22 protein-coding genes and 1 tRNA gene are annotated in these 24,845 nt (G+C 32.3%); 15 read left to right on the top strand and 8 right to left on the bottom strand.

The window, feature by feature from the left end; all coding sequences use genetic code 11:
• The first annotated feature begins 65 nt into the window (after nt 1–65).
• A complete protein-coding gene (gene eutM / locus ACREV6_RS13845) occupies nt 66–365 on the top strand; it encodes an ethanolamine utilization microcompartment protein EutM (protein WP_431578626.1) in 300 nt (99 codons plus the stop codon).
• Between the two features lie 237 nt (nt 366–602).
• Here eutM and ACREV6_RS13840 read toward each other — a convergent pair whose 3' ends face one another.
• The 3 genes from ACREV6_RS13840 to ACREV6_RS13830 form a co-directional block, all read right to left on the bottom strand.
• Nucleotides 603–1,373 carry a response regulator transcription factor gene (locus ACREV6_RS13840; protein ID WP_431578625.1) on the bottom strand — a complete coding sequence of 257 codons (771 nt, stop codon included), beginning with the start codon at nt 1,371–1,373 and terminating at the stop codon, nt 603–605.
• On the bottom strand, nt 1,370–2,569 hold the full coding sequence (locus ACREV6_RS13835) for a sensor histidine kinase (protein ID WP_431578624.1): 1,200 nt from the start codon (nt 2,567–2,569) through the stop codon (nt 1,370–1,372). Before ACREV6_RS13835 ends, ACREV6_RS13840 begins: the two co-directional genes overlap by 4 nt.
• Before the next feature lie 238 nt (nt 2,570–2,807).
• Nucleotides 2,808–3,947, bottom strand: coding sequence for a 1-propanol dehydrogenase PduQ (locus ACREV6_RS13830; protein ID WP_431578623.1), 1,140 nt, complete (start codon nt 3,945–3,947; stop codon nt 2,808–2,810).
• A gap of 293 nt (nt 3,948–4,240) precedes the next feature.
• Between ACREV6_RS13830 and ACREV6_RS13825 the strand changes: the two genes are divergently transcribed.
• From ACREV6_RS13825 to ACREV6_RS13815, 3 genes are all read left to right on the top strand, one after another.
• The gene (locus tag ACREV6_RS13825) at nt 4,241–5,155 is read left to right on the top strand and encodes a choline kinase family protein (protein ID WP_431578622.1); all 915 of its coding nucleotides are present in this window, start codon (nt 4,241–4,243) and stop codon (nt 5,153–5,155) included.
• Nucleotides 5,156–5,634: 479 nt separating this feature from the next.
• Complete coding sequence (locus ACREV6_RS13820; RefSeq protein WP_431578621.1) at nt 5,635–6,726, top strand: DMT family transporter; 1,092 nt, start codon at nt 5,635–5,637, stop codon at nt 6,724–6,726.
• 1 nt (nt 6,727) lies between these two features.
• Nucleotides 6,728–6,994, top strand: coding sequence for a hypothetical protein (locus ACREV6_RS13815; protein ID WP_431578620.1), 267 nt, complete (start codon nt 6,728–6,730; stop codon nt 6,992–6,994).
• Nucleotides 6,995–7,088: 94 nt separating this feature from the next.
• Here ACREV6_RS13815 and ACREV6_RS13810 read toward each other — a convergent pair whose 3' ends face one another.
• Together ACREV6_RS13810 and ACREV6_RS13805 are read right to left on the bottom strand one after the other, a co-directional pair.
• Entirely contained in the window at nt 7,089–8,585 is a 1,497-nt protein-coding gene (locus tag ACREV6_RS13810; protein ID WP_431578619.1) for a ThiF family adenylyltransferase, read from the bottom strand.
• 39 nt (nt 8,586–8,624) lie between these two features.
• The gene (locus ACREV6_RS13805; protein ID WP_431578618.1) at nt 8,625–8,996 is read right to left on the bottom strand and encodes an iron-sulfur cluster assembly scaffold protein; all 372 of its coding nucleotides are present in this window, start codon (nt 8,994–8,996) and stop codon (nt 8,625–8,627) included.
• A 283-nt stretch (nt 8,997–9,279) separates the two neighbouring features.
• Between ACREV6_RS13805 and ACREV6_RS13800 the strand changes: the two genes are divergently transcribed.
• From ACREV6_RS13800 to ACREV6_RS13790, 3 genes are all read left to right on the top strand, one after another.
• On the top strand, nt 9,280–9,663 hold the full coding sequence (locus tag ACREV6_RS13800) for a hypothetical protein (protein ID WP_431578617.1): 384 nt from the start codon (nt 9,280–9,282) through the stop codon (nt 9,661–9,663).
• A complete protein-coding gene (locus tag ACREV6_RS13795; RefSeq protein ID WP_431578616.1) occupies nt 9,656–10,270 on the top strand; it encodes a DedA family protein in 615 nt (204 codons plus the stop codon). Before ACREV6_RS13800 ends, ACREV6_RS13795 begins: the two co-directional genes overlap by 8 nt.
• A 106-nt stretch (nt 10,271–10,376) precedes the next feature.
• Nucleotides 10,377–10,468: transfer RNA gene (locus ACREV6_RS13790), tRNA-Ser, on the top strand.
• 160 nt (nt 10,469–10,628) lie between these two features.
• On the opposite strand, the gene ACREV6_RS13785 is transcribed toward ACREV6_RS13790, so the two are convergent.
• Nucleotides 10,629–11,633, bottom strand: a complete 1,005-nt coding sequence (locus ACREV6_RS13785; RefSeq protein WP_431578615.1) for an ABC transporter permease — start codon at nt 11,631–11,633, stop codon at nt 10,629–10,631.
• Between the two features lie 123 nt (nt 11,634–11,756).
• A complete protein-coding gene (locus ACREV6_RS13780; RefSeq protein ID WP_431578614.1) occupies nt 11,757–13,325 on the bottom strand; it encodes a hypothetical protein in 1,569 nt (522 codons plus the stop codon).
• A 396-nt stretch (nt 13,326–13,721) separates the two neighbouring features.
• Between ACREV6_RS13780 and ACREV6_RS13775 the strand changes: the two genes are divergently transcribed.
• Both ACREV6_RS13775 and ACREV6_RS13770 read left to right on the top strand, forming a co-directional pair.
• A complete protein-coding gene (locus ACREV6_RS13775) occupies nt 13,722–14,495 on the top strand; it encodes an MBL fold metallo-hydrolase (RefSeq protein ID WP_431578613.1) in 774 nt (257 codons plus the stop codon).
• Nucleotides 14,496–14,574: 79 nt separating this feature from the next.
• The gene (locus ACREV6_RS13770) at nt 14,575–15,465 is read left to right on the top strand and encodes a helix-turn-helix domain-containing protein (protein WP_431578612.1); all 891 of its coding nucleotides are present in this window, start codon (nt 14,575–14,577) and stop codon (nt 15,463–15,465) included.
• A 24-nt stretch (nt 15,466–15,489) separates the two neighbouring features.
• Here ACREV6_RS13770 and ACREV6_RS13765 read toward each other — a convergent pair whose 3' ends face one another.
• Complete coding sequence (locus ACREV6_RS13765; protein WP_431578611.1) at nt 15,490–16,302, bottom strand: flagellin N-terminal helical domain-containing protein; 813 nt, start codon at nt 16,300–16,302, stop codon at nt 15,490–15,492.
• Between the two features lie 282 nt (nt 16,303–16,584).
• Here ACREV6_RS13765 and ACREV6_RS13760 point away from each other — a divergent pair, with 282 nt between their 5' ends.
• The 6 genes from ACREV6_RS13760 to amrS all read left to right on the top strand — a co-directional run bounded on the left by ACREV6_RS13760 (nt 16,585) and on the right by amrS (nt 24,831).
• Entirely contained in the window at nt 16,585–17,286 is a 702-nt protein-coding gene (locus tag ACREV6_RS13760; RefSeq protein WP_431578610.1) for a response regulator transcription factor, read from the top strand.
• Nucleotides 17,261–18,724, top strand: a complete 1,464-nt coding sequence (locus tag ACREV6_RS13755; protein WP_431578609.1) for a sensor histidine kinase — start codon at nt 17,261–17,263, stop codon at nt 18,722–18,724. Before ACREV6_RS13760 ends, ACREV6_RS13755 begins: the two co-directional genes overlap by 26 nt.
• Nucleotides 18,725–18,809: 85 nt before the next feature.
• A complete protein-coding gene (locus ACREV6_RS13750) occupies nt 18,810–20,120 on the top strand; it encodes a hypothetical protein (protein WP_431578608.1) in 1,311 nt (436 codons plus the stop codon).
• 360 nt (nt 20,121–20,480) lie between these two features.
• The gene (locus ACREV6_RS13745; protein WP_431578607.1) at nt 20,481–22,253 is read left to right on the top strand and encodes an aminopeptidase P family protein; all 1,773 of its coding nucleotides are present in this window, start codon (nt 20,481–20,483) and stop codon (nt 22,251–22,253) included.
• A gap of 180 nt (nt 22,254–22,433) precedes the next feature.
• Nucleotides 22,434–23,834 carry an AmmeMemoRadiSam system protein A gene (amrA, locus tag ACREV6_RS13740; RefSeq protein ID WP_431578606.1) on the top strand — a complete coding sequence of 467 codons (1,401 nt, stop codon included), beginning with the start codon at nt 22,434–22,436 and terminating at the stop codon, nt 23,832–23,834.
• A gap of 10 nt (nt 23,835–23,844) precedes the next feature.
• Nucleotides 23,845–24,831, top strand: a complete 987-nt coding sequence (gene amrS / locus ACREV6_RS13735) for an AmmeMemoRadiSam system radical SAM enzyme (RefSeq protein WP_431578605.1) — start codon at nt 23,845–23,847, stop codon at nt 24,829–24,831.
• The last annotated feature ends 14 nt before the right edge of the window (nt 24,832–24,845 follow it).

Genomic DNA, 24,845 nt, shown 5'->3' with positions numbered 1-24,845 from the left:
TTCATATAAATTACAGAGCATAATTTAAAAAATTAAAAAAAATAAAAAATTAGGAGGAAATAAAAATGAAATATGATGCATTAGGAATGATCGAAACAAAGGGTTTAGTTGGTGCTATTGAAGCTGCAGATGCAATGGTTAAGGCAGCAAATGTTTATCTAGTTGGTAAAGAATTTGTTGGTGGTGGTCTAGTAACAGTAATGGTAAGAGGTGACGTTGGTGCTGTAAAGGCAGCAACTGATGCTGGCGCTGCTGCAGCGCAACGTGTTGGTGAATTGGTTTCTGTTCATGTTATCCCTCGTCCACACGCTGAAGTTGAAGCTATTCTTCCTAAAACAATAAAAACAGAAGAAGATGCAAAATAAATTACATGTTGCCATTTAAACCATATTATTAAAATAATGGTTAAATATTAGATATAGGGCTGTTGCACAACTAACTATTTAGTTGTGCAACAGCCCTATTTTTTTGTTATAGCATATTCCCTCACTTATATAAGTGGGAGACTTTCTTCTAAAATGTCGTTAAAAGTAAAATGCGGGTCCCAAAAGGCCCGCAAGTATTGTAAAATTAAATTATAAACTCAAATATACACCGCAAGTTTAATCCTTGGGTTTTGACGAACATGCACATTTTCTATATGTATTGGGAGTCATGTTCATCTTTGCACAGAATACTCTGTTAAAGTAAGACGGATCCGAGAAGCCACATTCAATTGAAATCCGGTAAGCAGGATAATTAGTTGTCTCGAGCAACCTACAGGCATATTGAATTTTCAGATTAATTACATACTCTGTAAATGCGACACCCATCTCCTTTTTAAAAGTATGGCTGAAATATTTGGGATTCATAAACACCTTAGATGCAATTATTTCCAGAGTCAATTTTTCTCTGAAATGTTCTTTAATATATTTTACGGATTCCTCCATAAAGTTATGCAGGTATTCCTTGTGTTCTGTGCTCTTTTCCTCAGGATTTTCTTCCACCAGTACAGGGGATTCCTCTACCGAGTCCAGCATTTTGAGGAAAATCTGCTTGAAGACGTTGGGTTTGATGGGCTTTAACTGGTATTCGAAAACCCTAAGTTTGATTGCTTTCTGTGCATAGGGAAAATCCGAGTAAGCAGACAAAATGGTGATACACACGTTAGGCAGAAATTTTCTAATTTCCGCAATGGCACTCAGACCATCCATTTCAGGAATCATCACATCCATTATGATAATATTTGGTCGATACTGCTTTGCCAGCTTCACAGCCTGAACTCCGCTTTCGCAGGTCAGTAGCGTATCTTCGGTGGAAAGATCCTCAAGCACAACTGTTTTGAGGAACTCTTGTTCAAGCATTTCATCTTCCACAATCAAGACCACTATCATCGCGATAACCTCCCAATAGGGTGGGTGGGAATTGTTATGGTAACGGTACTTCCGCTATAGTCAGACTTTACTATTTTTAATCCATATTGTTCTCCATAATATTGTTTTAAACGTCTGTCTGTATTCCCAAACCCTAGACCCGATTTATTTTCAAACTGTTGTATGTTCTGCAGAACATCTTTTGGAAAACCGTTTCCATTATCCATAATGGAAATAATAATCTCGTTTTTATATTCTTCCGCAAAAATACTGATTTTGCCTCCATCTCGCTTTGGGGTGATGCCGTGGATAACAGCGTTTTCCACAATGGGCTGGATCACCATGTTGGGGATTCTGTAAGACTTAATATTCTCAGGAATGTCGCTGTCATATACCAGACGGTTTTTAAATCTTACCTTCTGGATATACAGATATTTCTTAATGTTGTCAATTTCGGCGCCAATGGTGTGAAGCTGGTTATCCTGCTTTAAATTGTATCGTAGCAAATCGGAAAGACAATAGATAAGCTCCTCTGTTTTAGAATGCTCAAAATATGCAATGCGGGCGATACAATTCAAGGTATTAAACAAAAAATGGGGATTCACCATCAGAGACATGTTTTTCGCTTCTAAATCAATGATTTTTTTCTCTAGTATGTCCTTTTCAATCGACAATCTTACCGCATCTAAATGGGCATGACTGACGCTTTCTGCTAAGTCAAGAGAAATATTTTTGGCAATGTGACCACACAATTGCTCGTGTATTTTAATTTTATTTGATTCCACGGTTTTGAGCGCGGAAATTGATTTGGCTATAAATTCCAATTTGGGGGTTTCATCCTCTTGGAGGGACTGGACATCAATCATGAGTTTTTGATATTCATTACCCTCCAAATATGTTTGTACACCGGCTATATAACCCAAAGTTTCATCCTGCACCGTGATGGGAAAAAGGATGTTTTCAAGTCCATATCGGCAGACAAATCTATCCGACTGGCTGGGATTGAGTCGGCATTTGTAGTCGGGGCATACTCGATTCCTATTTTTCTGGCATATATAGGTACAAAAATCTGGGGATGGAATAAACTCAAACAAAATATCTCCATTTGTATCTATCAAAAATAAGGAAAGATCTGACAGAGATAAAATACTCATATAGCGGGTATATAAAATATTGGATGCTATTAATTTTTTCAGCAGATTATTATTTTTATTCATGCTTTTAGCACACCTTTTCCGCCATGTAATTTATATTCAAAAGAAAAAAATGTTGAAGTTCTATGGGCTGGAAGGTTTCTTTCGAATCTGAGTATGGCTTATTAATTATTATAATGTAGAATAGTATAAAAGTAAACAACTTCATATCTTATTGCCGAATTTTGTCGAACAAATAGGCCAAAACTCAAGTTTTAGCCTATTTGTATTCTCTCTAATTCTTTATGATTTTGGACATTTATTAATAACATTTTTTATAAATATAAATCAAATCTTCCTTAGAAGGCTTTCTAGGGTTAGTGGGTGTACACCTATCCAGCATAGCTGTTTCGGACATATGTTCTAGAGCACTTTCAAACTCTTTTTGATCAATTCCAAGCGCCTGAATATTATCTTCGACCCCCAGAGATTTTTTAAGTTTACCTACAGCCTGTATGAAATTCACAGCGCCTTCACGGTGCGTCCGGGCTGGAAGTTGCAGAAGCATTGCCAGTTTTGCGTATCTTTCCGTAGTATAACCGTTGGCACTTCCCCTTAAATCGGCGTTGTATTCCATTACTGCATTAAGCAGGAGCGCATTGGAGCGACCGTGCGCAATATGAAAAGTTGCCCCCAGAGCGTGGGCCAAGCTGTGATTGATGCCAAGATTCGAGTTTGTAAATGCCATTCCTGCCATGCAGGAAGCGTTTTGAACACGATCTCTCGCATCGGAATCTTTCGCGTCCTTGTGAAGCTTTTCAAGATTTTCAAAGAGCAGTTTGACGGCTTTTTCCGCAAGAGCATCTGTAAAGTCGGTTGCATTCGTGGAAACATAGGCCTCGATGGCATGAACCAGAACATCTATGCCAGTATCCACCATCACACGCTGGGGAACATGCTGAATACAGGTAGAGTCAAGTATGGCAATGTCTGGTGCGATAAACTCATCTACTATGCACACCTTTTCCTTACCGGAAGTAATAACAGCGAAGTCCGTTACTTCGGAGCCCGTTCCACTTGTAGATGGAATTGCAATAAACAGCGGTTTTTTCATTTCACGACCAGCTGCGCTTTCCAATTTCCATGAAAAATATAAAATTCCTTTGGCGGTATCGATAGCAGAGCCTCCGCCCATTGCAACTAGCACATCTGCATCGCTTTCACCATATAGCTTAAGACCCTCAGCAATTACATTGACATCAGGATCAGGGCGAACTCCAGTAAAAACAATGGAGCTTATTCCCGCTTTGCTCAGGTAATCTACCACATTTTGAAGATATCCCAGCTTTTCCATTATGGAATCCGAGACAATAAATGCTCGGGAGCCTTTAATCTGTTCTAAAACCTGTATGGATTGTTTATTAAAATAAACCTTGGATTTCAGTTTAAACTTGTCTTCCATGATTTTTACCTCCTATTATTTGCTACTACAGTAAGACTTATTTCAAAAAAATAATACTGTTAATATAACAGTATCATACAAAACAATTAGTTTATTGCAGATTCAATATATAGTTTTAGCACTATTGTATCCATTTTAAATCCAACATTGTACAATATTGCTTTTCTTGAACAATAGCCACTTTAAAGATGTGATTTTTCTGTTTTTTCTTTTTTTAGATAGAAATGTGCTATAATAAAATATATTTAGTATTTATAAAGTAATATATTGATATATGTGTGGTGGAATTATTAATGAAAATGGAAGAATTAGTACAAAAAAAACTGCGTCTCGTTTTTAATGATGATAGCATTATATTCGATAAATCCCGTTTTGCAGGCGGACTTACCAATTACAACTACCTTATGAATATCAAGGGAACCGAATATGTTGTAAGGCAACCGGGTGGTATGACCAATCAGATGATCGATAGAAAAATTGAAAAGATCAACAATCGCATGGCTTCGGAGTTTGGTTTGAATTGTGAGTGTGCTTATTTTGATGAGGTTAGTGGGATTAAAATCAGCGTATACATTAAAAACAGCAAAAACATTGCTCTTATTGATCCATGCTGCATCGCGAACTTGAGAGCTGTTTCTGGTTTGCTGAAAAAAACCCACTCCAGTCCAAAGAATTTTCCTAATTCCTTCGATTGGGAAACGGAACTTAATAAATATGAACAGATTATTCAAGAGCTTAACGGCGGTTTTTTCTTTGACTACGCCCCATTAAAAAAACAATTGATTGATTTTATGCAAAAAAATATTAAAAATACAATTTCTGTACCCTGTCATAATGACACAGTGCCTGAAAATTTTGTGGTGGGTGATAATGGAAGAACTTACCTTGTAGATTGGGAATATTCTGGAATGAACGATCCAAGCTGGGATGTAGCTGCATATATTCTTGAATCTAGACTTACCGAAGAGGCAATTCAAGATTTTCTTTTGGACTACTACGGCCAATTTGTGACACCAGAAGAAATATTAAAAATAAAATGCTATATGGTAGCGCAGGATTTGCTTTGGATGGTATGGGCCATGATTAGGCACTACAGTGGCGACGATTTTCTCGACTACTGCTGCGCTAGATATGAACGCTTTCAGAAGAATGTTAAAGAAATTATGGCTTCATCAGATTACTCCATTGCTGATATGGTAAAGAATTAAGAAACCATAACGTTTTGTAGAGAAAATATGTTTTGATGTTTGAAGTGCACTCCATAAATTGAAAGGACACAACTAAAAAAGAGTTGTGTCCTTTCAATTTATAGGGTGTTTTTATGGTAAATACACCATAATTTTCTCTTATGGTGTATTGATTTAAACTATTAGTGCAATAAAGTAACGATAGTACAAAAACTTCAAAAAACAGGCGGATATAATGCAGTAAAAAATTGCACTTTATGCCATGAAAAAATCTCTTATTAAGCTATATTAATAGGGGGGAATGTAAGCTGGAGCCGGTATTAGTTGTTAGGGAAAACGGTTTCTGATTTTCCGCTAAGTAAGGTTAAATTTTAAGGAGATTAAAGTTGCATAAAACTCTGCAAGAAATTTCGAATGACTGTGTTAAGAAAAAAGGGTCATTATAAATTACAATTTAATCATAATATACTAAAAATATTTAAAAGAAGGGGGTTTTGTTTATGAGCGAAGTTACAGGAACAGTTAGTGCTTCGGCAATTGCTGCTAAAAAGAAGTTATCATCACAATTTTACAAAAAGGGTATCTCAATCGCTTTATTTTCAGGTCTTATGTATGGATTTTATTCGGCATTTTTGACATTAGGTATGTCTAAGGGAGTGTGGGGTGACTGGTATGGTCCTAATACAGCCGGTTTATCTGTTTTTGCTGTCACATATTTACTAGGAGCAATTGGTAGCGCGGTAAATGATACTTGTAGTGCTGTTTGGGCATTACTTTATGCAGGGGTTAGAGGTAAGCTTGGAGATTTCTTTAGATGTATTAATACTACTCCAGGTCGTGTAATGATTTTAGCGGCTCTTGTAGGAGGCCCTATTTCTAGTACAGCATATGTTGTTGGTCTTCAAATGGCTGGATCAATTGTTATTCCTATTACTGCTCTTTGCCCAGCTATTGGCGCTATTTTAGGTAGAATATTATATAAACAAAAATTAACCAAGCGTATGATGTTAGGTATTACTATTTGTGTTATTGCTAGTTTTATGATTGGTAGCACAAGCATTGGTGGAGATGCACCAAAAGGTATGTTCCTAGGTGTTTGTATTGCTTTCATAGCTGCCCTTGGTTGGGGCTTTGAAGGTTGTGTAGCTGGTTATGGTACATCTATGATTGACTCTGATATTGGTATTACTATCCGTCAGACAATATCAGGTATTTCAAACTTAATTATTTTAATTCCTATTTTTGGTATGATGGCAGGTAGTACTAAGATTTCAACTGATCTTGTTGTTCAGGCATTTACAAGTGGTCCTGCTATGATTTGGTTTGCTTTAGGTGGTCTTTGTGCATTCGTTTCATATATGAGTTGGTATAAGGGTAACAGTATGTGTGGTGCCGCTCTTGGTATGGCATGTAATGGTACATTCTCATTTTGGGGACCGTTCTGTTGTTGGATAATACTTGGAGTATTCGCAGGTATGGAAGGTTGGTCATTACCTCCAATCGTTTGGATTGCTGCCGTATTAATGATGGTTGGTATCCTAGTAATTGCTATGAATCCAATGGACTTGTTCAAAAAAAAGGAGGTAATTTAGTATGAGAGCTCTTAACTATGCTATATTAAAACATTTTACAAAAGTTAAAGAAGCTTGCGCTGAAGACGTTATTGAGGCTTTAAAAGGCGAATATGGTAATTTTAAAGCTCTTAAAAGAGATGACGTAATAACAGCTTTAATGACAGCAGAAGCTAACGGCCTTCTTGAAGAAACAAGATTTAATATGGATAAGGAAGGTGCCTTAAGAGTTTACTATCATGCAAACGAAGAAGGTGCAGCTACAATTAATAAATACATTAAAGACTAATAATTAGGTGAATAAATAAGAGCAAATTGGATATAAAACCAATTTGCTCTTATTTATTTTTAATTAGATGTACGTAAATTCTAATACTAGATTTTCACGAGAGAGTTGCTTCGCTTGCATTATTATATTCAACAAGAGTATTAATTGTTGGCTCAGTGCCACATAAATTACAGTTTGTGGATCTATTCATACTAATAGTATCAAAGTCAGAATCCAAGGCATCATAGTAGATTATCCTATTACATAAAGTATCTCCTAGGTCTAAGAGTAACTTTACAACTTCAGTTGCTTGAAGAAATCCCATTACTCCAGGTACTGGTCCCAAAACACCTGCTTCAGAGCAACTAGTACCAGCCTTTTGATTAGACATTACAGGGAATGCACAGCGATAACATGGGCCCTTATTTGGAAGTATTGTCATAATTAATCCATGAAACCTTACAGCAGCTGCATCTACCAGGGGTTTATTAGCAAAAAAGCATGAGTCATTTAGAAGATAGCGAGCTGGAAAATTATCAACTGCATCTATAATAACATCATAACCCTCTATTATATCTAGTGCATTGTTAACATTGATGCTAGTATTATAAGTTACTACTTTCACATCTGGATTTAAATCACTGATGAAAATTTCTGCTGATTCCACCTTTGGCATGCCAATCCTAGAAGTCGCATGAAGTATTTGACGGTTAAGGTTACTTATTTCTACACTATCATAATCAACAACACCGATGGTTCCTATGCCTAAACAGGATAGTGCATAGGCTACAGGAGAACCAAGTCCTCCAGTACCTACAATTAATACCTTACTATCTGATAGTTTTTTAGTGTTATGGTTTTTGGGGGAATTCTTAGATGATTTATTCTCATAGTAACTATTTTTAATAAAATCAGTTATTGCTAAATTAAAAATCTTATTATCCGACTTGGAAAATTTCATAGATTGAAGATTAAAGTATAAGGGGTTATCTAATATGGTTCCTATATTTAAAGAGAGTTTTATACATTCCACTGCGGTTAGCGCGCAAAGAATGCAATTAGAAAGAAGGCTACCTTCTTTTTCATAAGCATCATTGTGTGGGAAATTTAAATCTAAGGGTAGGGGTTTTATAAGCAATTCATTAAAATCCTCTCTATTACAAAAAGTTTGAAGATAGCCATTCCAAGCATTGTCAATTACTAGGATTGTAGGAATGAATTTAGAAGAATGCTTGCTGTTATCAAAACTTATCAAATTATTTTGGAGGTCCTTATATTTACTAATCAATATTCTAATTATAAAATCTTCATTAAAAAGAGAGTTACTGCACACTACTTTTAATTCATTATCAATAAGGTCCATAACTACATCACTATTTAAGTCTTGTATGTTCTTAAATAATTTTCCATAGCCAAGGGAGCTTTTAAAATAACAAGAAATATAACCTATTCCAGAGGCTGCAAGATAATATATAAGGGAAGAAGCTTCTTGCACTGTAGATGCATATAAATAAATTTTAGACTCAGTTAATTTCTTTTGGCCTGGTCCACTAATTTCAGGAATAATTATATTTCGTAAATATCTATTAATTTGGTCTTTTGATAAAATCATTTAAATGCCTCCTATGATAAAAAATGTTAAAGTGAAAAATTATAATCCTTGTATTAATAAATAATTTTTTATTGCATTATGCAGGGCATCAGCTGCTATGTTTGAACAAAGTAGTTTTTCCGCAGGTAAGCCGCCTAGAGCTTTAGAGACATCTTCGTTTTGTATATTTAAAGCATCCTCTAATGTTTTATTGAATGCCAATACTGTAACCATGCTACTTGCAGCAATTGCTGCACCACATCCAAAGGTTTTAAACACAATATTCACCAAGCGGTTGTTTTTTACTTTTATAAATATTTTTATTTTATCGCCATCTATTGGGTTACCTGTCTCACCAATAGCATCAGCATCAAGTATTTCTCCAGCATTTCTTGGATCAGAAAAATGATCCATTACTATATCATTATACATGGGTTACACCTCCCTAAAAAACGTAAAGACAAGGTTATGAAAACTATTTACATAATTAATTATCAAAGCCTTAGGTATATTATAATGCTTTTATATAAGAGGTTCAACAGGGATACAATTTGTTACCACGTATTTAGTTGTTTACAATTTATAGTTGTTCTAACTTTTAAGTTAAATCATCACCTGAGATGTTGCAATATTAACTTCAGTATCACTTATTGAATCTAGTGGTATATTCTATTATAATATGTATAATACACTATTATTAGAGTGAGGGGATTTAATGAAAAAGAATGTAAAAACGGCTATATTATCAGTTTTAATTATTATAACTACATTTATAATAGTAAGACGTTTTACGGTACTATATTTGGAATTTAAAAATATTGACTTACCTACCAAAGCAAGTAGACAAATAGGAGATATGAGTACTCATAAATGGATAACAGTAAAAAAAATGTCTAAAAAATATAACATAAGTGAAGAAGAAATCTTTAAAATTCTTGAGATTGTTCCACAGAAGGGTGATGAAATTTTATATATCAAAGACCTTGGCAAAAAATATAATAAAACTTTAAAAGATATGAAGGACAATTTAAAGAAAATAATAGAATGTGATAAAAATATACAAGGTAATAGAGAGATAGAAGGTAGAAAACATGAGTGAATTTAGTAATTTACTAATAGAATGTTTTCGAAACTATAACATTTGGTTTTTAAGTATTATAATTGTACTTCAGTGTATAGGAATTCCAACAGGAGCATCATTACTTGTAATGGCATCTGGAGCTTTTGCTTATGCTGGTGAATTTAATGTGGTGAAACTTTTACTAGAAATTTGGTTTTTTTCATGGATTGGGGATAATATTGCTTATAGTATATGGAGATTTATCGGGGATAAAGCTTTAAATAGGCATTATAAAGTAAAAACTTACATTCACCCTAAGATATTGAAAGCTAAAAATTATTTAAGTAAACATGGAAGAAGCACAGTTTTTTTTAGTAGATTTATAATATCGGCTATGGGACCTTTTGTAAATGCTGCAGCAGGCCTTACAGAATATAAATTTTGGACCTTTAGTTTGTTTGTTGCTTTTGGTGAATTGTTCTGGACATGTATATACTTGGGGCTAGGATATTGGTTTGGAGATTCATTTGAGACTATAGTTCCTATAGTAACAGGATTTGGTCAATTCATAACTTATATAGCAATTTTAATTATTGCTCTATACTTTTTTATTAAAGTAATTAGAAATAAGAAGCGTAAACACTAGCCATTATGGTTCTTGTTTTAAAAATGGATATACTTGACTATAATTTAGTAAATATACTTTAAATATAACTTAAATATGTTATACTGTAAAAGGTAACTGATTATATGGAGAGATGTCCGAGTGGCCGAAGGTACCTGCCTCGAAAACAGGCGAAGGGGTTATTCTCTTCCGGGAGTTCGAATCTCCCTCTCTCCGCCAAAAGGGCTCTAGCAAAACTGCTAGAGCCCTTTTGGCATGAAATTTTGACGGAAATGAGGCTTGTGGAGCCCGTTTGACGACAAAATAGAAAAGACTAAATGGAAATGGATGATAATTATCTCTTGGTGTTATCAAAAATGTCTGAATCCACTAAAGTACTTTATTCAAGTTTTGGGTCTAAAGCATCAGCTAAAGCATCTCCAAAAATTTGGAAACATAAAATTATAACCATTAAAAATATACTTGGTAGTAATATTTGATAGGGGTAAAAAATCATACTTCCTTTCATTGTGTATTGCATTAATAGTGATCCTAAAGTAGCATATGGTGAGGCAATACCTAACTTTATATAGCTTAGCAGAGCTTCATACATTATAAATTTTGGTATAGCACAGGTTATTCCTGATATATACATACTTGTAATGTTTGGTATGATATGTATTACTATGACTCTTCCATAATCTCCGCCTAGGGCTTGACAGGCTAGCGTAAATTCCTGTTCTTTTAGCTGCATTACCTGTCCACGTATGAGGAAGGCCATTTCAGTCCATCCCATTATTGACATTGCGATTACCATTGAATTGAAGCTATTTCCAACTACAAACACTAGTATTGATACCCATAATATATTAGGTATGCTTGATAAAATCTCTGCTACCCTCATCATTATATCATCAATTAAACCTCCAAAGTATCCTGATATTCCTCCATAAAGAGCGCCTAATGTAATATTGATAAGAGCACAAGTTATTCCAAATAAGATAGATAACCTTCCTCTAAAAAATGAATTTTTAAATATATCAATACCATTTTCATCTGTTCCAAACAAATGCTTAAAGCTAGGAGTCATGTTTCTCTCTTTATAATTACTAAAAAATAAAGATTTATTATCAAATGTTAATTTACCAGTATCCTGAGTAGCAGTTATACTATTATTCTTTTCAATCTCCGCTACGTGTATCTTATCTATTGCCCAAAAGGGGCTTGTCAATATTACCGGTAACAATATCATTAAAATAATAATAGAAACTAACCCTAATTTATTTTTTTTAAATTTTCTCCAAGCTCTTTCTTTACTACTTAAGCTTTGTGTAATAACCTCAGTTTTATAAATATCATCAATACCAATGATAGAGAATTTATCTTTATCTACATTTAAATTCATTGGTTCACCCCAATCCCTTTATTTAAATAAAATTATTAAGTCGAGTAATTGGACATAAGCTTCCTTCTTATCATTCAACAAAATATCAGTCGCATCTTTGACTTGCTATTTATTTTAATGTCCCTAATTCAGATTAGTTATAAACGGTACAAAAATAAGTAAGGTGATTAATGTGTCTAAAATAAGTCCTGGCAGAAACCTTACAACAAATAATCCTCCTTCTTCTGTACAGTATCTAGTATAGGAATATCCATAACTTATAACACTTATAAGAATACATATTCCCGTAATCATAACTGGTGAATTCATTATTTCTGGTAACATTGTACTATATTTAGCAAAAACTATAGTATATAATACGCAACTTTTTAATATGCCTGCTGCAACCGAAAATATTATAAAAAATATTTTTTGTATTTCATATTTATATTTAAAACATGCAATACTATATATTGATACAACAAGTAGAATTGGTATAAGCCAATTGAATGCTAAGGTAAATATCTGAAACCCTATAGATGCTATTCCCGCCATTTCACTTGATAAAGCCCTTTTCTTTTCTATCAAAGTTTTGCCTGAATGTTTTACCTTAAAGTCTTCCGACTTCGAAGTTACATATATGCCATAGGTATTAAACTTTTCGTAATTGCAAAATGCTACGTAATCTTCGTTGCCAGATTGGAAAGTATTTAATTTATTTAGCCTTGATACATCGGATTCATAATTGATTTTACCATTTTTCATTACAACCTCAGTAATCTGACCACTCATAAAGGATTTAGCTAAAAATCTCCCTCCTGAATTACTTTTCAAGGCTACAAAGCCTGTTAAAGGTGAATCCTTGAAATAATATTGCTTTACAACATTATTGTCTAGTCCAAATTGAATACAAGTCTGTTGTTGTATTTTGCCTCCTCTAATACCAATGCTTAATAATAAATAAGCATATTCATTATCCGCTGAAATTGTAACACTATTTACATGGAATATAAGAGAGGGCGGTATAATGTCTGAGAAATTGTTCTTTTTTATTATTTTTCCATTGTTTATAATTAAACACTCAATCCCACTTAATTTATTAGAACAAACAAATAAATATCCTTTCTTAGTTTTCACTCCACAGGTTTCCCGATACAGATCTCCTTCTACAATTTTAGATATATTTTCTTTATAATTTATGAACTCAGCTTTTCCCCAAGAGCTTACTATGCATGAATTATCATCAACTTGCGAAACCTCATTTTGTCCTAAATATGGCTTTGTCTCTAAAACATGAAAATCTTTATCTAATTTAAAGCTTGTAAGATCAGTTGTCAAATTTAGTGATGCTACAAATAGATATAAGTAATTTCCATCTTCTATAAGTGCTATATTATAAAGTTCAGTAAAATCTACTGGAATTCTTTCTTTTTTTAATACATTTCCAAGGGCATCTATCCTTAATATTTCTATATTTTTACCGTCATTATGTGCAAGTACATAATTCCCTTGAAATTTTATTAATTTTACACCTGTAGTTACATTACCACTTGAAACTTTTACTTCTTTAGCCCATTCAGGTGACGGTGGTTGCGAACTTGTATTAAGTTTTTCTTTAAGTTGAAACAGTATTATAAAAACTACAAGTAATATTAGCGTTATTTTAAACACGGTCAATATTAATTTATTATTTATAATTTCCCCTTTGTTCATAATACCCTCCTTGTCCAATAGTTAAATTTCAAAAAAACTATCTCCACATACTTATACACTCAAACTTCGCACATGAAAACATGACTAGACCCAGTGAAAATACAAGATCTTGTAGCTTTAATATAACAAAATTCTCTTAAAAGTAATATTATGTAAATAAAACAATACAAAACATTACATATTTAGCATAAATTAATTATACCAATAATATACCACAAATCAATCAAAATAAAAATAATTTTATGAAATCTATAGCAAATTTTAATACATCATCAAAATATATTTATTGATAATACGCAGATAATCATTGTAGATACTCTATGTTTTAAAAGGTAAATCATTAGTAAAATAAAATTATAAAGTAAAGCCGAGGCTTAAATAAATGGAGGGGTTAAAATGAAAAAAAATTATAAAAGAGGTTATGTATACGTTTTAAGCTTTATATTAACTATTTGCATGATGAGTGGGGTAGCATTTGCAGGAGAAATAAATAGTCCTTTAGAAAAAAAATCTTCTTCTATTAAATGGAATGGGCATGCTTCTTTTACAATTACTAATGAGAAAGGAATTAAAATTGTAACAGATCCTTTTGCAGATGGTATTGGCTATAAGGTTCAAGATTTATATGCTGAAATAGCAACTGTTAGTCATGATCATTCTGATCATAATTATTTAGAAGCTATTAAAAGTAATTTTACAGCTATAAGAGAAAGAGGTAGATTTAAAATTAATGGTATAAAAATTAAAGGTACAAAAACATATCATGATACAGAAGTTGGAGCTCTAAGGGGTGAGAATACAGTATATACCTATAAAATTGATGGAGTAAATGTATGTCATTTAGGTGATTTAGGACATGAATTATCAAAGGAGCAAATTGAAAGTATTGGCAAAGTAGATATATTAATGATTCCAGTAGGAGGATTATACACAATAGATGGGGAGGTAGCTTCTAAAGTTGTTAGTCAATTAAATCCTAAGGTTGTTATACCAATGCATTATCAAACAGAAGTACTTGTTCCTGAATTTGGAGAATTATCAAAGGTAGATAGTTTTATAAAGAAAATGAATGAGTGGCAAGTAGTTAAAGCAGACACCTTTATTTTTAACAAATCAGAAATAACAAAATCAAAGGAGAAAAAAATAGTTATATTAAACTTCAAGAAGTAAAATTTTTATAAAATTAAAGGTTAATTTCCAATCATCTAGAATATAGTAAATAAGTTTTAGATGATTGGAGTTTTTAATTATGGAATTGTTTACTATTGATGAGGGTAGGGAGCTAAAGCTACCAGTATATATTGAAACTAAAGAGCCATTTTCTTCGGAAAATTTTTTGATGTTTAGGTTAATCCTTGTTGAAAAAGGTGGAGGCATTGTAAGTGTTAATGAAAACACTATTGTTTTTACAGCGCCTACAATTTTTTGCTTCAATGCTAATGATAGAATCAATCTTGGTAAGTGCAGTAATTTAAGTGGCAGAGCAATTTATTTTAGTCCTACTTTGGTAAATAATGTTCTAACCTTAGAAAAAATGAAAAATTTAGAAGCAAATATATCTGAATCGGAATATCAAGATTATTTTTCTTTACTACCTTTTATTTGTAGGGAAGAGCTGAGTTTTGGACAGTTTGAAGTAGGACCTGCAACTGCTAAGCGCATAGCAAAGTTATTTGATTCTTTAGAGGAGGAATTAAAATTATTAAATAATAATTTTTGGAGATGTCGCAGTAGATCTTTCTTTTTAGAGATTCTATTTTTGATACAGTATATATACACTGACATGGAAAATTATACTAAATTTGAAGTGATTAAATTTTTAGATGAAATTAATGAAATTATTTTATATTTGCATACACATTATGAAAGAAAAATTTCTATTGAAGAGTTAACAGAAGAATTTCATATTAACAGAACAACACTTACAGATAAATTTACTAGGTCTACTGGGATGTCTGTTATGGAATATTTAATTAGATTAAGAGTTAAGATGGCTACTATAATGTTAAGAGATACTATGTTGTCTGTATCAGAAATAGCCTATAGAGTGGGATTTAACGATATAACTCATTTTGGTAGAATGTTTCGAAAGCACATGGGATATTCACCATCTGAATATAGAAAAAATAAAATGGAATAAAAACTGTATAAGCACTATACTCTCTCATTTCAATAATTGCAATACGTTTTGAGCCTGTTGATTAGCTTGTAATAACATCGCTTGGGCTACTTGAAATAAAATACTGTTTTTTACATATTCCATCATTTCTTTTGCGATATCTACATCTCTTATTCTAGATTCTGCAGACTGTAGATTTTCAGCAGTGATATCATTTATTGATATTACATGTTCTAATCTATTTGCATATGCGCCTAAGGTTCCTCGAAAAGAAGAAGTCTTTTCAACTGCTTCCTGTAATCTTTTTATTGCTTTAGTAGCATTTTCTTGCGTTGATATATTAACATCATCTAAATTTAATGCACTTCCAGTCATAGATTCTAATTTTATAGTCATTGTCTGATTTGCATTCGCACCTATTTGTAGTTTAATTTCATTATCATCTTTACCTAATAAAGGTTTGGTATTAAATTCAGTTTGGGTTGCACTTCTTGAAATCTCTTCTTTTAATTGCTCAAACTCCTTATTTATTTGAAATCTATCATCATCAGAGCTTGTACCATTAGCTGCTTGAACAGCTAGCTCACTCATCCTTTGAAGCATAGAATGTGTTTCATTTAACGCTCCTTCAGCGGTTTGAAGTAATGAAATACCATCTTGGGCATTTCTAGAGGCTTGTTGCAATCCTCTAATTTGACCTCTCATCTTTTCAGAAATGGCAAGGCCAGCGGGATCATCTGCCGCTCTGTTTATTCTTAGTCCTGAAGATAATCTTTCCATAGACCTACCCATTTTAGCTTGAAGAATAGACATTTGTCTACAGGCAAACATTGCATTAATATTATGACCAATTATCACAATAAATTCCTCCTTTCACATGTTGGATAGTAATTGCAAAATGTTGTTTTAGTTTACTTATTTGCCATATTACATAATTTTAACGTGGAAATATTAATTTAATTATACCATTATTACCGTAAATTGGATATAAAATATAAATAATAATAGTTAGTATTTGTATAAAAGTTATAATGTTTGGTATAATGTTTTTATAAAAAAAAAAATAAAACACAATTTGTCGGTGATTTTAGAATAGGCACTTAAGCTAGCTATTTACTGTAAAATATGGGGGTGTAATATTTGAACGAGAAAATACTTGTAGTAGATGATGAAGAAAGCATTTTGGATGTATTGACTTGTGCATTAAAAAGAGAGGGTTATTCAGTAGAAAAAGCTTATAATGGACAAGAAGCTCTTGATAAAGTAAAAAGCTTTAAGCCACATATAATAATTTTGGATTTAATGCTTCCTGTAATAAATGGTTATGATGTTTGCAAAAAATTAGAAAATGAAAATATTGGTATTATTATGCTTACAGCAAAAAATGATATTGTAGATAAAATAGTAGGACTAGAACTAGGGGCAGATGATTATTTAACAAAACCTTTTGATCTAAGAGAAGTTCTTGCAAGGGTAAAGTCTCTGGCAAGAAGGTTTAAAAAAACTACAGATGAGAAGAGTAATGATAATTTAATAAATATAAAAGATTTTAATATTAATAAAAAACAAAGAACCGTAAGTATAAGAAACGTAAAAATAGATTTTACACAAATGGAATTTGATTTATTGTATTTGCTTCTTTTAAATCCAAATGTAGTCTATTCTAGGGTACGGCTTTTGGACATAGTATGGGACATGGAATATATTGGAGGAACACGAACAGTTGATACACATATTCAAAGAATAAGGAAAAAGTTAGGTGATATATATGAAAATTTAATACAAACTGTTCATGGTGTAGGCTATAAAGGGGTTGATGAATTATTTGAAAATAGGAATTAAATTCAAACTTATAGCTTTTATAGGCTCACTCTTATTAGCTGTTATATTATTTTTAAGTGTTTTTGTATTAAGCGGAATAAAAAATTATCAAGATAAGGAAGATGAAGCAACTCTGTTTAAGCAAAAGGATATGTTTGAGCAATATTTTAGTGAACGCTCAAGCTTAGGTGCTAATGGAACTAGTAATAAGGCGGAGCTTGCTCGTGGAAGCATATTTAACAAGTCCTGGCTTAGAACTATACCTGCTAGTGTATATGATACAAAAGGAGAGCTTCTTTCTGGCTTTAATGTAGATGGTAAGTTAAATGAAAATAAAGATAAAAATCTTATGATTGAGTATGCTATTTACGGTAAAGTATCATTTGCAAAAAACAATGATGTAATCTATTTTTACTCACCAATTAAATATAAAAATAGTATAGTAGCAATTTTAGAACTTGAATATTCAGTTAAAGAAAGCAGATTATTTTATGATAATATAAAAAAAATGTTTTATGGAACAGGGTTTGTAGCTTTGATATTTGGTGTAATTCTTGGCATTCTTTACTTTTTCAACCTTACAAGAGATATATATATAATGAAAGATTCAGTAGAAGACATTCAAAAATGTGATTTTCATAAGATACAACTAGTCAATCGTAATGATGAATTAGGTGAGTTAAGCAAAGGTATAGTATTTATGAGTAATACTATAGAAAAAAATATTGAAGACCTTAAAGTTGAGAGAGATACTTTGAACAAAGCAATAGATAAATTGCAAAAAATGGATAAGAAACAAAAAGAGTTTATAGGCAATGTAACTCATGAGTTTAAGACTCCAATTACTGTTATAAAAGCATATGCAGAATTAATTGGAATGTATGAAAATGACTTGGTTTTAATTAATGATGGAACCACAAATATATCAAAAGAATGTGATCGTTTGGCAACTATGGTAGATAAGGTTTTAAATTTGTCTGCTTTAGAAAAATACGACTTTGAAATACGGAAAAAACAAGTGAGTTTAAAGGAAACGTTTGACGAAATATGCGCGCGCATTATGGGGAAAATAAAGAAAAACAATTTAACCTTAAAATGTAATATTGAAAATATTATTGTTACAATAGATGAAGAAAGCTTAAGACATATTATTATTAATTTAATTGATAATGCTATAAAATATAATAAGCCTAATGGAATTATAGATATTGAATGTCATAAGAATGGTGATAAAATAACTATAATAGTTGCGGATACAGGAATAGGTATTTGTAAAGAAGCGATGTCTAAAATTTTTGAACCATTTTATAGAGTTGAAAGTCATAGGAGTCGTGAAACTGGGGGGGCTGGGCTAGGACTATCATTGGTAAAAGAGTTGGTTGAAAAGCAACAGGGCACCATAAGTGTAGATTCTAAGTTAAATGAAGGTACTATTTTTTCTATTGAATTTCCTATATAGAATTCACAAAATTGTGACATTCGTTTATAATTTTGTGAAAAGTTTTTGTTATTATAAGATTACAAGGAAAAAGGAGGAAAATTCAATGGTTAGAAAAAAGATTTTATCACTGGTTTTAACGGCAGCAGTTGTAGGTGGCATGATCACATATGGAATAAACTATAATACTTCAGCTATACAAAACATAAAGGTAATGGCATACAAGCCATCTGCTCAAACAAATGAAAAGGGCTATCAAATCGACAAATATCAAAAGATCGAAAGTGTTGCTTGGATTAATGACAATGAGGTCTTAACATTAACTAAAAAGGGAGAGTTTAAAAACGCGGATTCTACTGTACCTATAAGATACTGCAGTATCTACAATTTAAACACAAAAAGTTCTAAAGACTTTAAGGACGTAAATATAGATCAATTTATGGGGGTGTCTCCTGATAAAAAGTATGTTCTTTATGCAGAGGCAAGATTTATACCTAAAGTCGAAAGTCCGCAGTGGCAAAAAGCTCTGGATTCAGGAGATCTTCTTCATAAAAATGTAAAATTATTAAATCTATCTACAGGTGAAATTACAAATGTAAATACAGAAAAACTTAATAGTGACGCACAATTTATCTGGGTAAGTAACAATAAAATTTTAGCAAACTATTTTCATAAATGGGAAATCATTGATACAACTGGAAAAGCATATGCCAAGGGTAGCTACAATGCTGATAAATATGATGGTGCCTGGATATCTGGTGTTGATGATATTAAAGATTTAGGAACTAGTGTAGAAGGTAAATTCTATTATACGCAAGACAAAAATGGAAAAGAAGGAGTTAAATTATGTACTGTAGATGTTAAGACTAAAGAAATAAAAGCTATTTTTTCAAATAAGTACTCTCGCACCGCAGATAAAAAAGGCAAAACAATTATAATTGATAATTTAAATAATAATGGTGAAATATCATCTGAAGGATTATTTGTAAATAGGACTTTTGGAGCTATTATCATGGATGAATATGGTAAAAAACTACAAGAGATAAAATTACCTAAAGGTAGATGTGATACTACCTACGTATTATCACCTGATGGAAGTAAAGTTGCTTATGTAGAATTTTCTAATGGTATGAATACTGACCCTGATCCATCAATTAAGGTTATAGATACTAAGACAGGTGCTATAAAAGAAATAGTTAAGGATTCTAGTTTAAAAGATAAAGATGCAAAAATTGAATATCATATATTTGAATATATAGACAGGAACGGTAAGAATGTACAAAAGAAACTACCTGTAAAGATGGGAATCTCAAATATTTGTTGGGATAGTACAAGCGCTGCTTTATCCTTTACTTATGGAAATTCTAGTTTAGGTAATAGTCAAATAAATACTTATATTGTTAGTTTAGATAAATAGAAATTAGGAATCATAATAACCGTATCGGAGAAATCTGATGCGGTTTTGAAGTTTATGTAATAAATGTAAAATTAGTGCCAACTTAGTGCATATTTGAGTTAGCGCCTATAATTGCAGATTTTGCTAACATTTATTAGCTTTTCTTATATTAATCATATGACTAAATCCTTATAAAAGCGGCTTGCTAGAGTGGGTTTAGTTTAATCAACGACTTAATATAATAATACTATATTTTTATGTTATACTAAAATTAGTAATTTAAAATATTGTAAGTAAACGCTTGCAATAAAAAACTTTGCAAGCTTTACTTGCAATAAAAAACATTGCAAGTAAAGCTTGTAATTTAATGGGGTGAATGTAATGAACGTAAAAAAAAGAATTGAAGAGTTAAGGCATGAGATGAGACAAAGAGGTATAGAGGCATATATAGTACCTAGTTCAGATCCACATCAAAGTGAATATGTAGCAGAGCATTATACTGCTAGAACATTTATAACAGGATTCACCGGTTCTGCTGGAACTGCAATTATAACTTTAACGGATGCAGGTTTATGGACAGATGGAAGATATTTTATACAAGCAGAAAGTCAGTTGAAAGATACAGGCGTAACCTTATTTAGAATGGGGGAGACTGGTGTTCCAACTGTTGAGGCATTTTTGAAGCAAAAACTTAATAAGGGAGCAAAAGTTGCTTTTGATGGCAAAGTTGTTTCAGTAGAGTATTTTAGAGGACTCGAAAAAGCTTTAGAAAGTAGTGAATTTTCATTTGAAGTTAATGAGGATTTAATAGACTTAATATGGAAAGATAGACCTGAAAGACCTTGTAGTCAGGTAGTTTTGCATGATGTAGCATATGCAGGCGAGTCAAGAGAATCAAAACTTGCTAGAGTAAATGTTGAAATGAAGGCTATGGGAGCAGAATACTATGTTATATCAGGTCTTGATGACATAGCATGGCTATTAAACATTAGGGCAAGAGATATAAAATGTAATCCACTAACTATAGCATACTTAGTGATTTCAGAGAAAATATGTTATTTGTTTATCGATGATCGAAAAATAAATTCGGGTGTTCGTGCTGAGCTTGAAAAGGCTAATGTGAAAATAATGCCTTACGATAGTATAGGGAAATTTTTAGAAGAGATTAAAGTGGGAACCATATTACTTGATGCAGCAAAAAATAGCACTTGGATATATAGTGCAATAAACATTAAAATTGTAGTGGCCATGGACATAACTACAAGATTTAAGGCTATAAAAAATGAGATCCAAATTGAAAATGTTAGAAAGACAATGGTACGGGACGGTGTGGCTATGGTTAAATTCATAAACTGGATGAAGAAAACCATAAAATTGCGCAATATTACAGAAATAGAAGCATCAGATAAAATTGAACAAATAAGAAGTCAAGGAGAAAATTTCTACGATTTAAGTTTTGGATCTATTTCAGCTTATGGAGCAAATGCTTCTATGCCTCATTACTCCGCTACGCAAAAAGATCAGGCTACTATAATGCAAAAGGGTCTTTATTTATTAGATTCTGGCGCTCAATACTTAGATGGAACAACAGATATTACAAGAACACTAGCTGTAGGTCCCTTAACTATTGAAGAAAAAACAGACTTCACATTAGTGCTAAGAGGGATGATCGATTTAACATTGCAGAGATTTTTATATGGTACTACTGGTTCAAGTTTAGATATAATAGCTAGAATTCCACTTTGGAATGCAGGCATGGATTTTAAGCATGGAACAGGACACGGAGTAGGATTTTTCTTAAATGTTCATGAAGGTCCACATAGAATATCTATAGTTCCGAATCTAGTTAAACTTGAAAAAGGAATGATAGTATCCAATGAACCAGGAGTTTATAAGACTGGAAAGCATGGTATAAGAATAGAAAACTTAGTTGTTGTGGAGGAAGATGAAAATACGGAGTATGGTGGACAATTTATGAAGTTTGAGACTTTAACATTATGCCCTATAGATTTAGAAGCTATTGATGTTTCACTATTAACAAATGAAGAAAAGGCATGGTTAAATGGTTATCATAAAACTGTATTTGAAAAACTTTCTACCCATTTAAAGGGAGAAGAATTAGACTACTTAAAGCAGGCCACGTTAGCAGTATAAGAACAATAGATTAGGAAAAATAAGGGGGCTGTCTCAACATGACAGTCCCTTTTCCACTTTAAAATAATAGCTACTAACCTAAAGCTCATATACTTAAACTTTATGGATATGAACGTTAAGGAGTGGGTAAAATATTTAAGTGAATTAGACTTAAAGTAATTAGTAGGAGAGATGATTATAATGGGAAAAATAAAAGCTTTTTATACAATGCCGCATCCCCCTATAATAATTCCAGAGGTGGGGCATGGAGAGGAAAAAAAGATAAAAAACACATATGATGCTTGCCAGCGCATTGGAGGTGAAATAGCAGAGTTAAAACCAGAGGTAATAATAGTAGTGACACCACATGGAACTATGTTTTCAGATGCCATAGCTCTTTCTTTTGAAAGTTCTATTTCAGGAAGTTTAAAGCAATTTGGGGCATTAAGTGTTTCTATGAATTTTGAAATAGATATGGATTTGACAGGGATAATTATGGATAAGGCACGCAATAATAAAATTCCCACAGCAGAAGTAAGCACAAGGTTTCTTAAAAAATATGGTAGAGAATATGAATTAGATCACGGCACCATAGTTCCACTGTATTTTATTGTTGATAAATATAATTCTTTTAAGCTTGTTCATATTACATACGGGGGACTTAGTCCCATACAATTATATAAATTTGGTAAACTCATCAAAGAGGCAGTAGAGGAGAGCAATGAAAATGCTGTGTTTATTGGAAGTGGGGATCTTTCTCATCATCTTAAAGATGGAGGCGCTTATAATTATAATTCCTATGGAGAAAAATTTGATGCAGAAATAATAAGTCTATTAACAAAAGGTGATGTAGTAGGAGTTTTTAATATAAATCCAGAAATGGTTGAAAATGCTGGAGAATGTGGTTTAAGGTCTTATTATATAATGCTTGGAGCAATGGAGGGCAATGAAATAAAGGGAGAACTTCTTTCCTATGAAGGCACTTTTGGAGTTGGATATGGTGTAATGAAATTTGAACTTAAAAGCAGTGAAAGAGATATATTATCAGAAATTATGGGGGAGAAAAGAAAAAAATATAATGAAAGAATAAATAATGAAGATGTTTATGTTCGGCTTGCAAGAGAAAGTCTTACTCATTATCTAATAGAGGGCGATTATATGAGTAAGCCAAACTATGTAACAGAGGAAATGATAAGGAATAAAAGAGGGGTTTTTGTATCTCTTAAGAAATTTGGAGTTCTAAGAGGATGCATAGGTACAATTTTTCCTGTAACAGAGAGTATTGCAAGTGAAATAATGCGAAATGCTATTGAAGCCGGAGAAGGCGACCCAAGGTTTAATAATGTATCAGAAGGAGAGCTTGAGGACATTGTGTTTTCCGTAGATGTTCTAACTGATCCTATACCAGCTTTAAAAGAAGAACTAAATCCTAAAAAATATGGAGTTATTGTAAGAAGTGGTAGAAAGAGCGGACTGCTTTTACCTGACCTTGAGGGTGTTAATAGCATAGAGGAACAAATAAGCATTGTGTTAAATAAAGCAGGAATTTCTATAAGTGAAGATTATTCTATAGAAAAATTTGAGGTTATTAGGCATAAATAGGAGCTGAGAAATGGAAAAAGAAGCATTGTTTTATGAAAAACCTGGGGAGAACATAAGATGCAAACTTTGCCCCCATAACTGCCTTATTGCAAATGGTGATTACGGTAAATGTAATGTCCGGACCAATAAAGAGGGAGTGCTTTATACAGTCAATTATGGAGAAATAACTTCTATTGCAAGAGATCATATAGAAAAAAAACCACTATATCACTTTAAACCTGGCAGTAATATACTTTCTTTAGGAAGCTTTGGCTGCAATTTTAGTTGCGGCTTTTGCCAGAATCACTCCATATCCCAAGGGAGAGCAAGTAGTGAATATATACCTCCAGAAAAATTAGTGGAAATATGCAAAAGTCTAGAAGGTAATATGGGGGTAGCATTTACATATAATGAACCTTCTATTTGGTATGAATATGTATACGATGCATCCAGGTTATTAAAAGAATCTATTGAAGATATAAATATAGTTTTGGTTACTAACGGTTATATTAAAGAAGAACCTTTAAAAATGCTTCTTCCCTATGTGGATGCTATGAATATTGATTTAAAGGCCTTTAATAATAAGTATTATAAGGACATTTGTGGAGGCACTGTTACACCTGTAATGGATACTATTAGGATAGCGTCAAAAGAGTGTCATGTAGAGGTAACTACTCTACTGGTAAATGGAGAAAATGATTCCGCGAAGGAAATTGAGGGAATTGCAGGATTTATTGCCTCATTAAATAAAGATGTTCCACTTCACTTATCAAAATATTTTCCTAGTTATAAGATGAAAAACCCTGCTACAGAGATTGAAGTAATGCTTAAGGATATAGGTATAGCCAAAAAACATCTTAATTATGTATATATAGGTAATGTAGCGGGCACTGATAACTCAACATACTGCCCAAAGTGTGGGTATAAGCTTATTGAAAGAGAAGGGTACCATATTCATGTTAATATTAGTGATAGCACATGTCCAAAGTGTAGTTATAAAATAAATATTATACTTTAAATTCATAATAATTT

Source organism: Clostridium sp. (genome assembly GCF_050717515.1).
Taxonomy (GTDB): domain Bacteria; phylum Bacillota; class Clostridia; order Clostridiales; family Clostridiaceae; genus Clostridium_AD.
Note: the sequence above shows the minus strand (reverse complement) of the source record. Positions and strands in the feature narration are given on the sequence as shown.

Excerpts from the sequence above, each read along its gene's own strand:
- eutM (WP_431578626.1), top strand. The coding sequence starts at position 66 with ATGAAATATGATGCATTAGGAATGATCGAAACAAAGGGTTTAGTTGGT.
- ACREV6_RS13840 (WP_431578625.1), bottom strand. The coding sequence starts at position 1,373 with ATGATAGTGGTCTTGATTGTGGAAGATGAAATGCTTGAACAAGAGTTC.
- ACREV6_RS13835 (WP_431578624.1), bottom strand. The coding sequence starts at position 2,569 with ATGAATAAAAATAATAATCTGCTGAAAAAATTAATAGCATCCAATATT.
- ACREV6_RS13830 (WP_431578623.1), bottom strand. The coding sequence starts at position 3,947 with ATGGAAGACAAGTTTAAACTGAAATCCAAGGTTTATTTTAATAAACAA.
- ACREV6_RS13825 (WP_431578622.1), top strand. The coding sequence starts at position 4,241 with ATGAAAATGGAAGAATTAGTACAAAAAAAACTGCGTCTCGTTTTTAAT.
- ACREV6_RS13820 (WP_431578621.1), top strand. The coding sequence starts at position 5,635 with ATGAGCGAAGTTACAGGAACAGTTAGTGCTTCGGCAATTGCTGCTAAA.
- ACREV6_RS13815 (WP_431578620.1), top strand. The coding sequence starts at position 6,728 with ATGAGAGCTCTTAACTATGCTATATTAAAACATTTTACAAAAGTTAAA.
- ACREV6_RS13810 (WP_431578619.1), bottom strand. The coding sequence starts at position 8,585 with ATGATTTTATCAAAAGACCAAATTAATAGATATTTACGAAATATAATT.
- ACREV6_RS13805 (WP_431578618.1), bottom strand. The coding sequence starts at position 8,996 with ATGTATAATGATATAGTAATGGATCATTTTTCTGATCCAAGAAATGCT.
- ACREV6_RS13800 (WP_431578617.1), top strand. The coding sequence starts at position 9,280 with ATGAAAAAGAATGTAAAAACGGCTATATTATCAGTTTTAATTATTATA.
- ACREV6_RS13795 (WP_431578616.1), top strand. The coding sequence starts at position 9,656 with ATGAGTGAATTTAGTAATTTACTAATAGAATGTTTTCGAAACTATAAC.
- ACREV6_RS13785 (WP_431578615.1), bottom strand. The coding sequence starts at position 11,633 with ATGAATTTAAATGTAGATAAAGATAAATTCTCTATCATTGGTATTGAT.
- ACREV6_RS13780 (WP_431578614.1), bottom strand. The coding sequence starts at position 13,325 with ATGAACAAAGGGGAAATTATAAATAATAAATTAATATTGACCGTGTTT.
- ACREV6_RS13775 (WP_431578613.1), top strand. The coding sequence starts at position 13,722 with ATGAAAAAAAATTATAAAAGAGGTTATGTATACGTTTTAAGCTTTATA.
- ACREV6_RS13770 (WP_431578612.1), top strand. The coding sequence starts at position 14,575 with ATGGAATTGTTTACTATTGATGAGGGTAGGGAGCTAAAGCTACCAGTA.
- ACREV6_RS13755 (WP_431578609.1), top strand. The coding sequence starts at position 17,261 with ATGAATTATTTGAAAATAGGAATTAAATTCAAACTTATAGCTTTTATA.
- ACREV6_RS13750 (WP_431578608.1), top strand. The coding sequence starts at position 18,810 with ATGGTTAGAAAAAAGATTTTATCACTGGTTTTAACGGCAGCAGTTGTA.
- ACREV6_RS13745 (WP_431578607.1), top strand. The coding sequence starts at position 20,481 with ATGAACGTAAAAAAAAGAATTGAAGAGTTAAGGCATGAGATGAGACAA.
- amrA (WP_431578606.1), top strand. The coding sequence starts at position 22,434 with ATGGGAAAAATAAAAGCTTTTTATACAATGCCGCATCCCCCTATAATA.
- amrS (WP_431578605.1), top strand. The coding sequence starts at position 23,845 with ATGGAAAAAGAAGCATTGTTTTATGAAAAACCTGGGGAGAACATAAGA.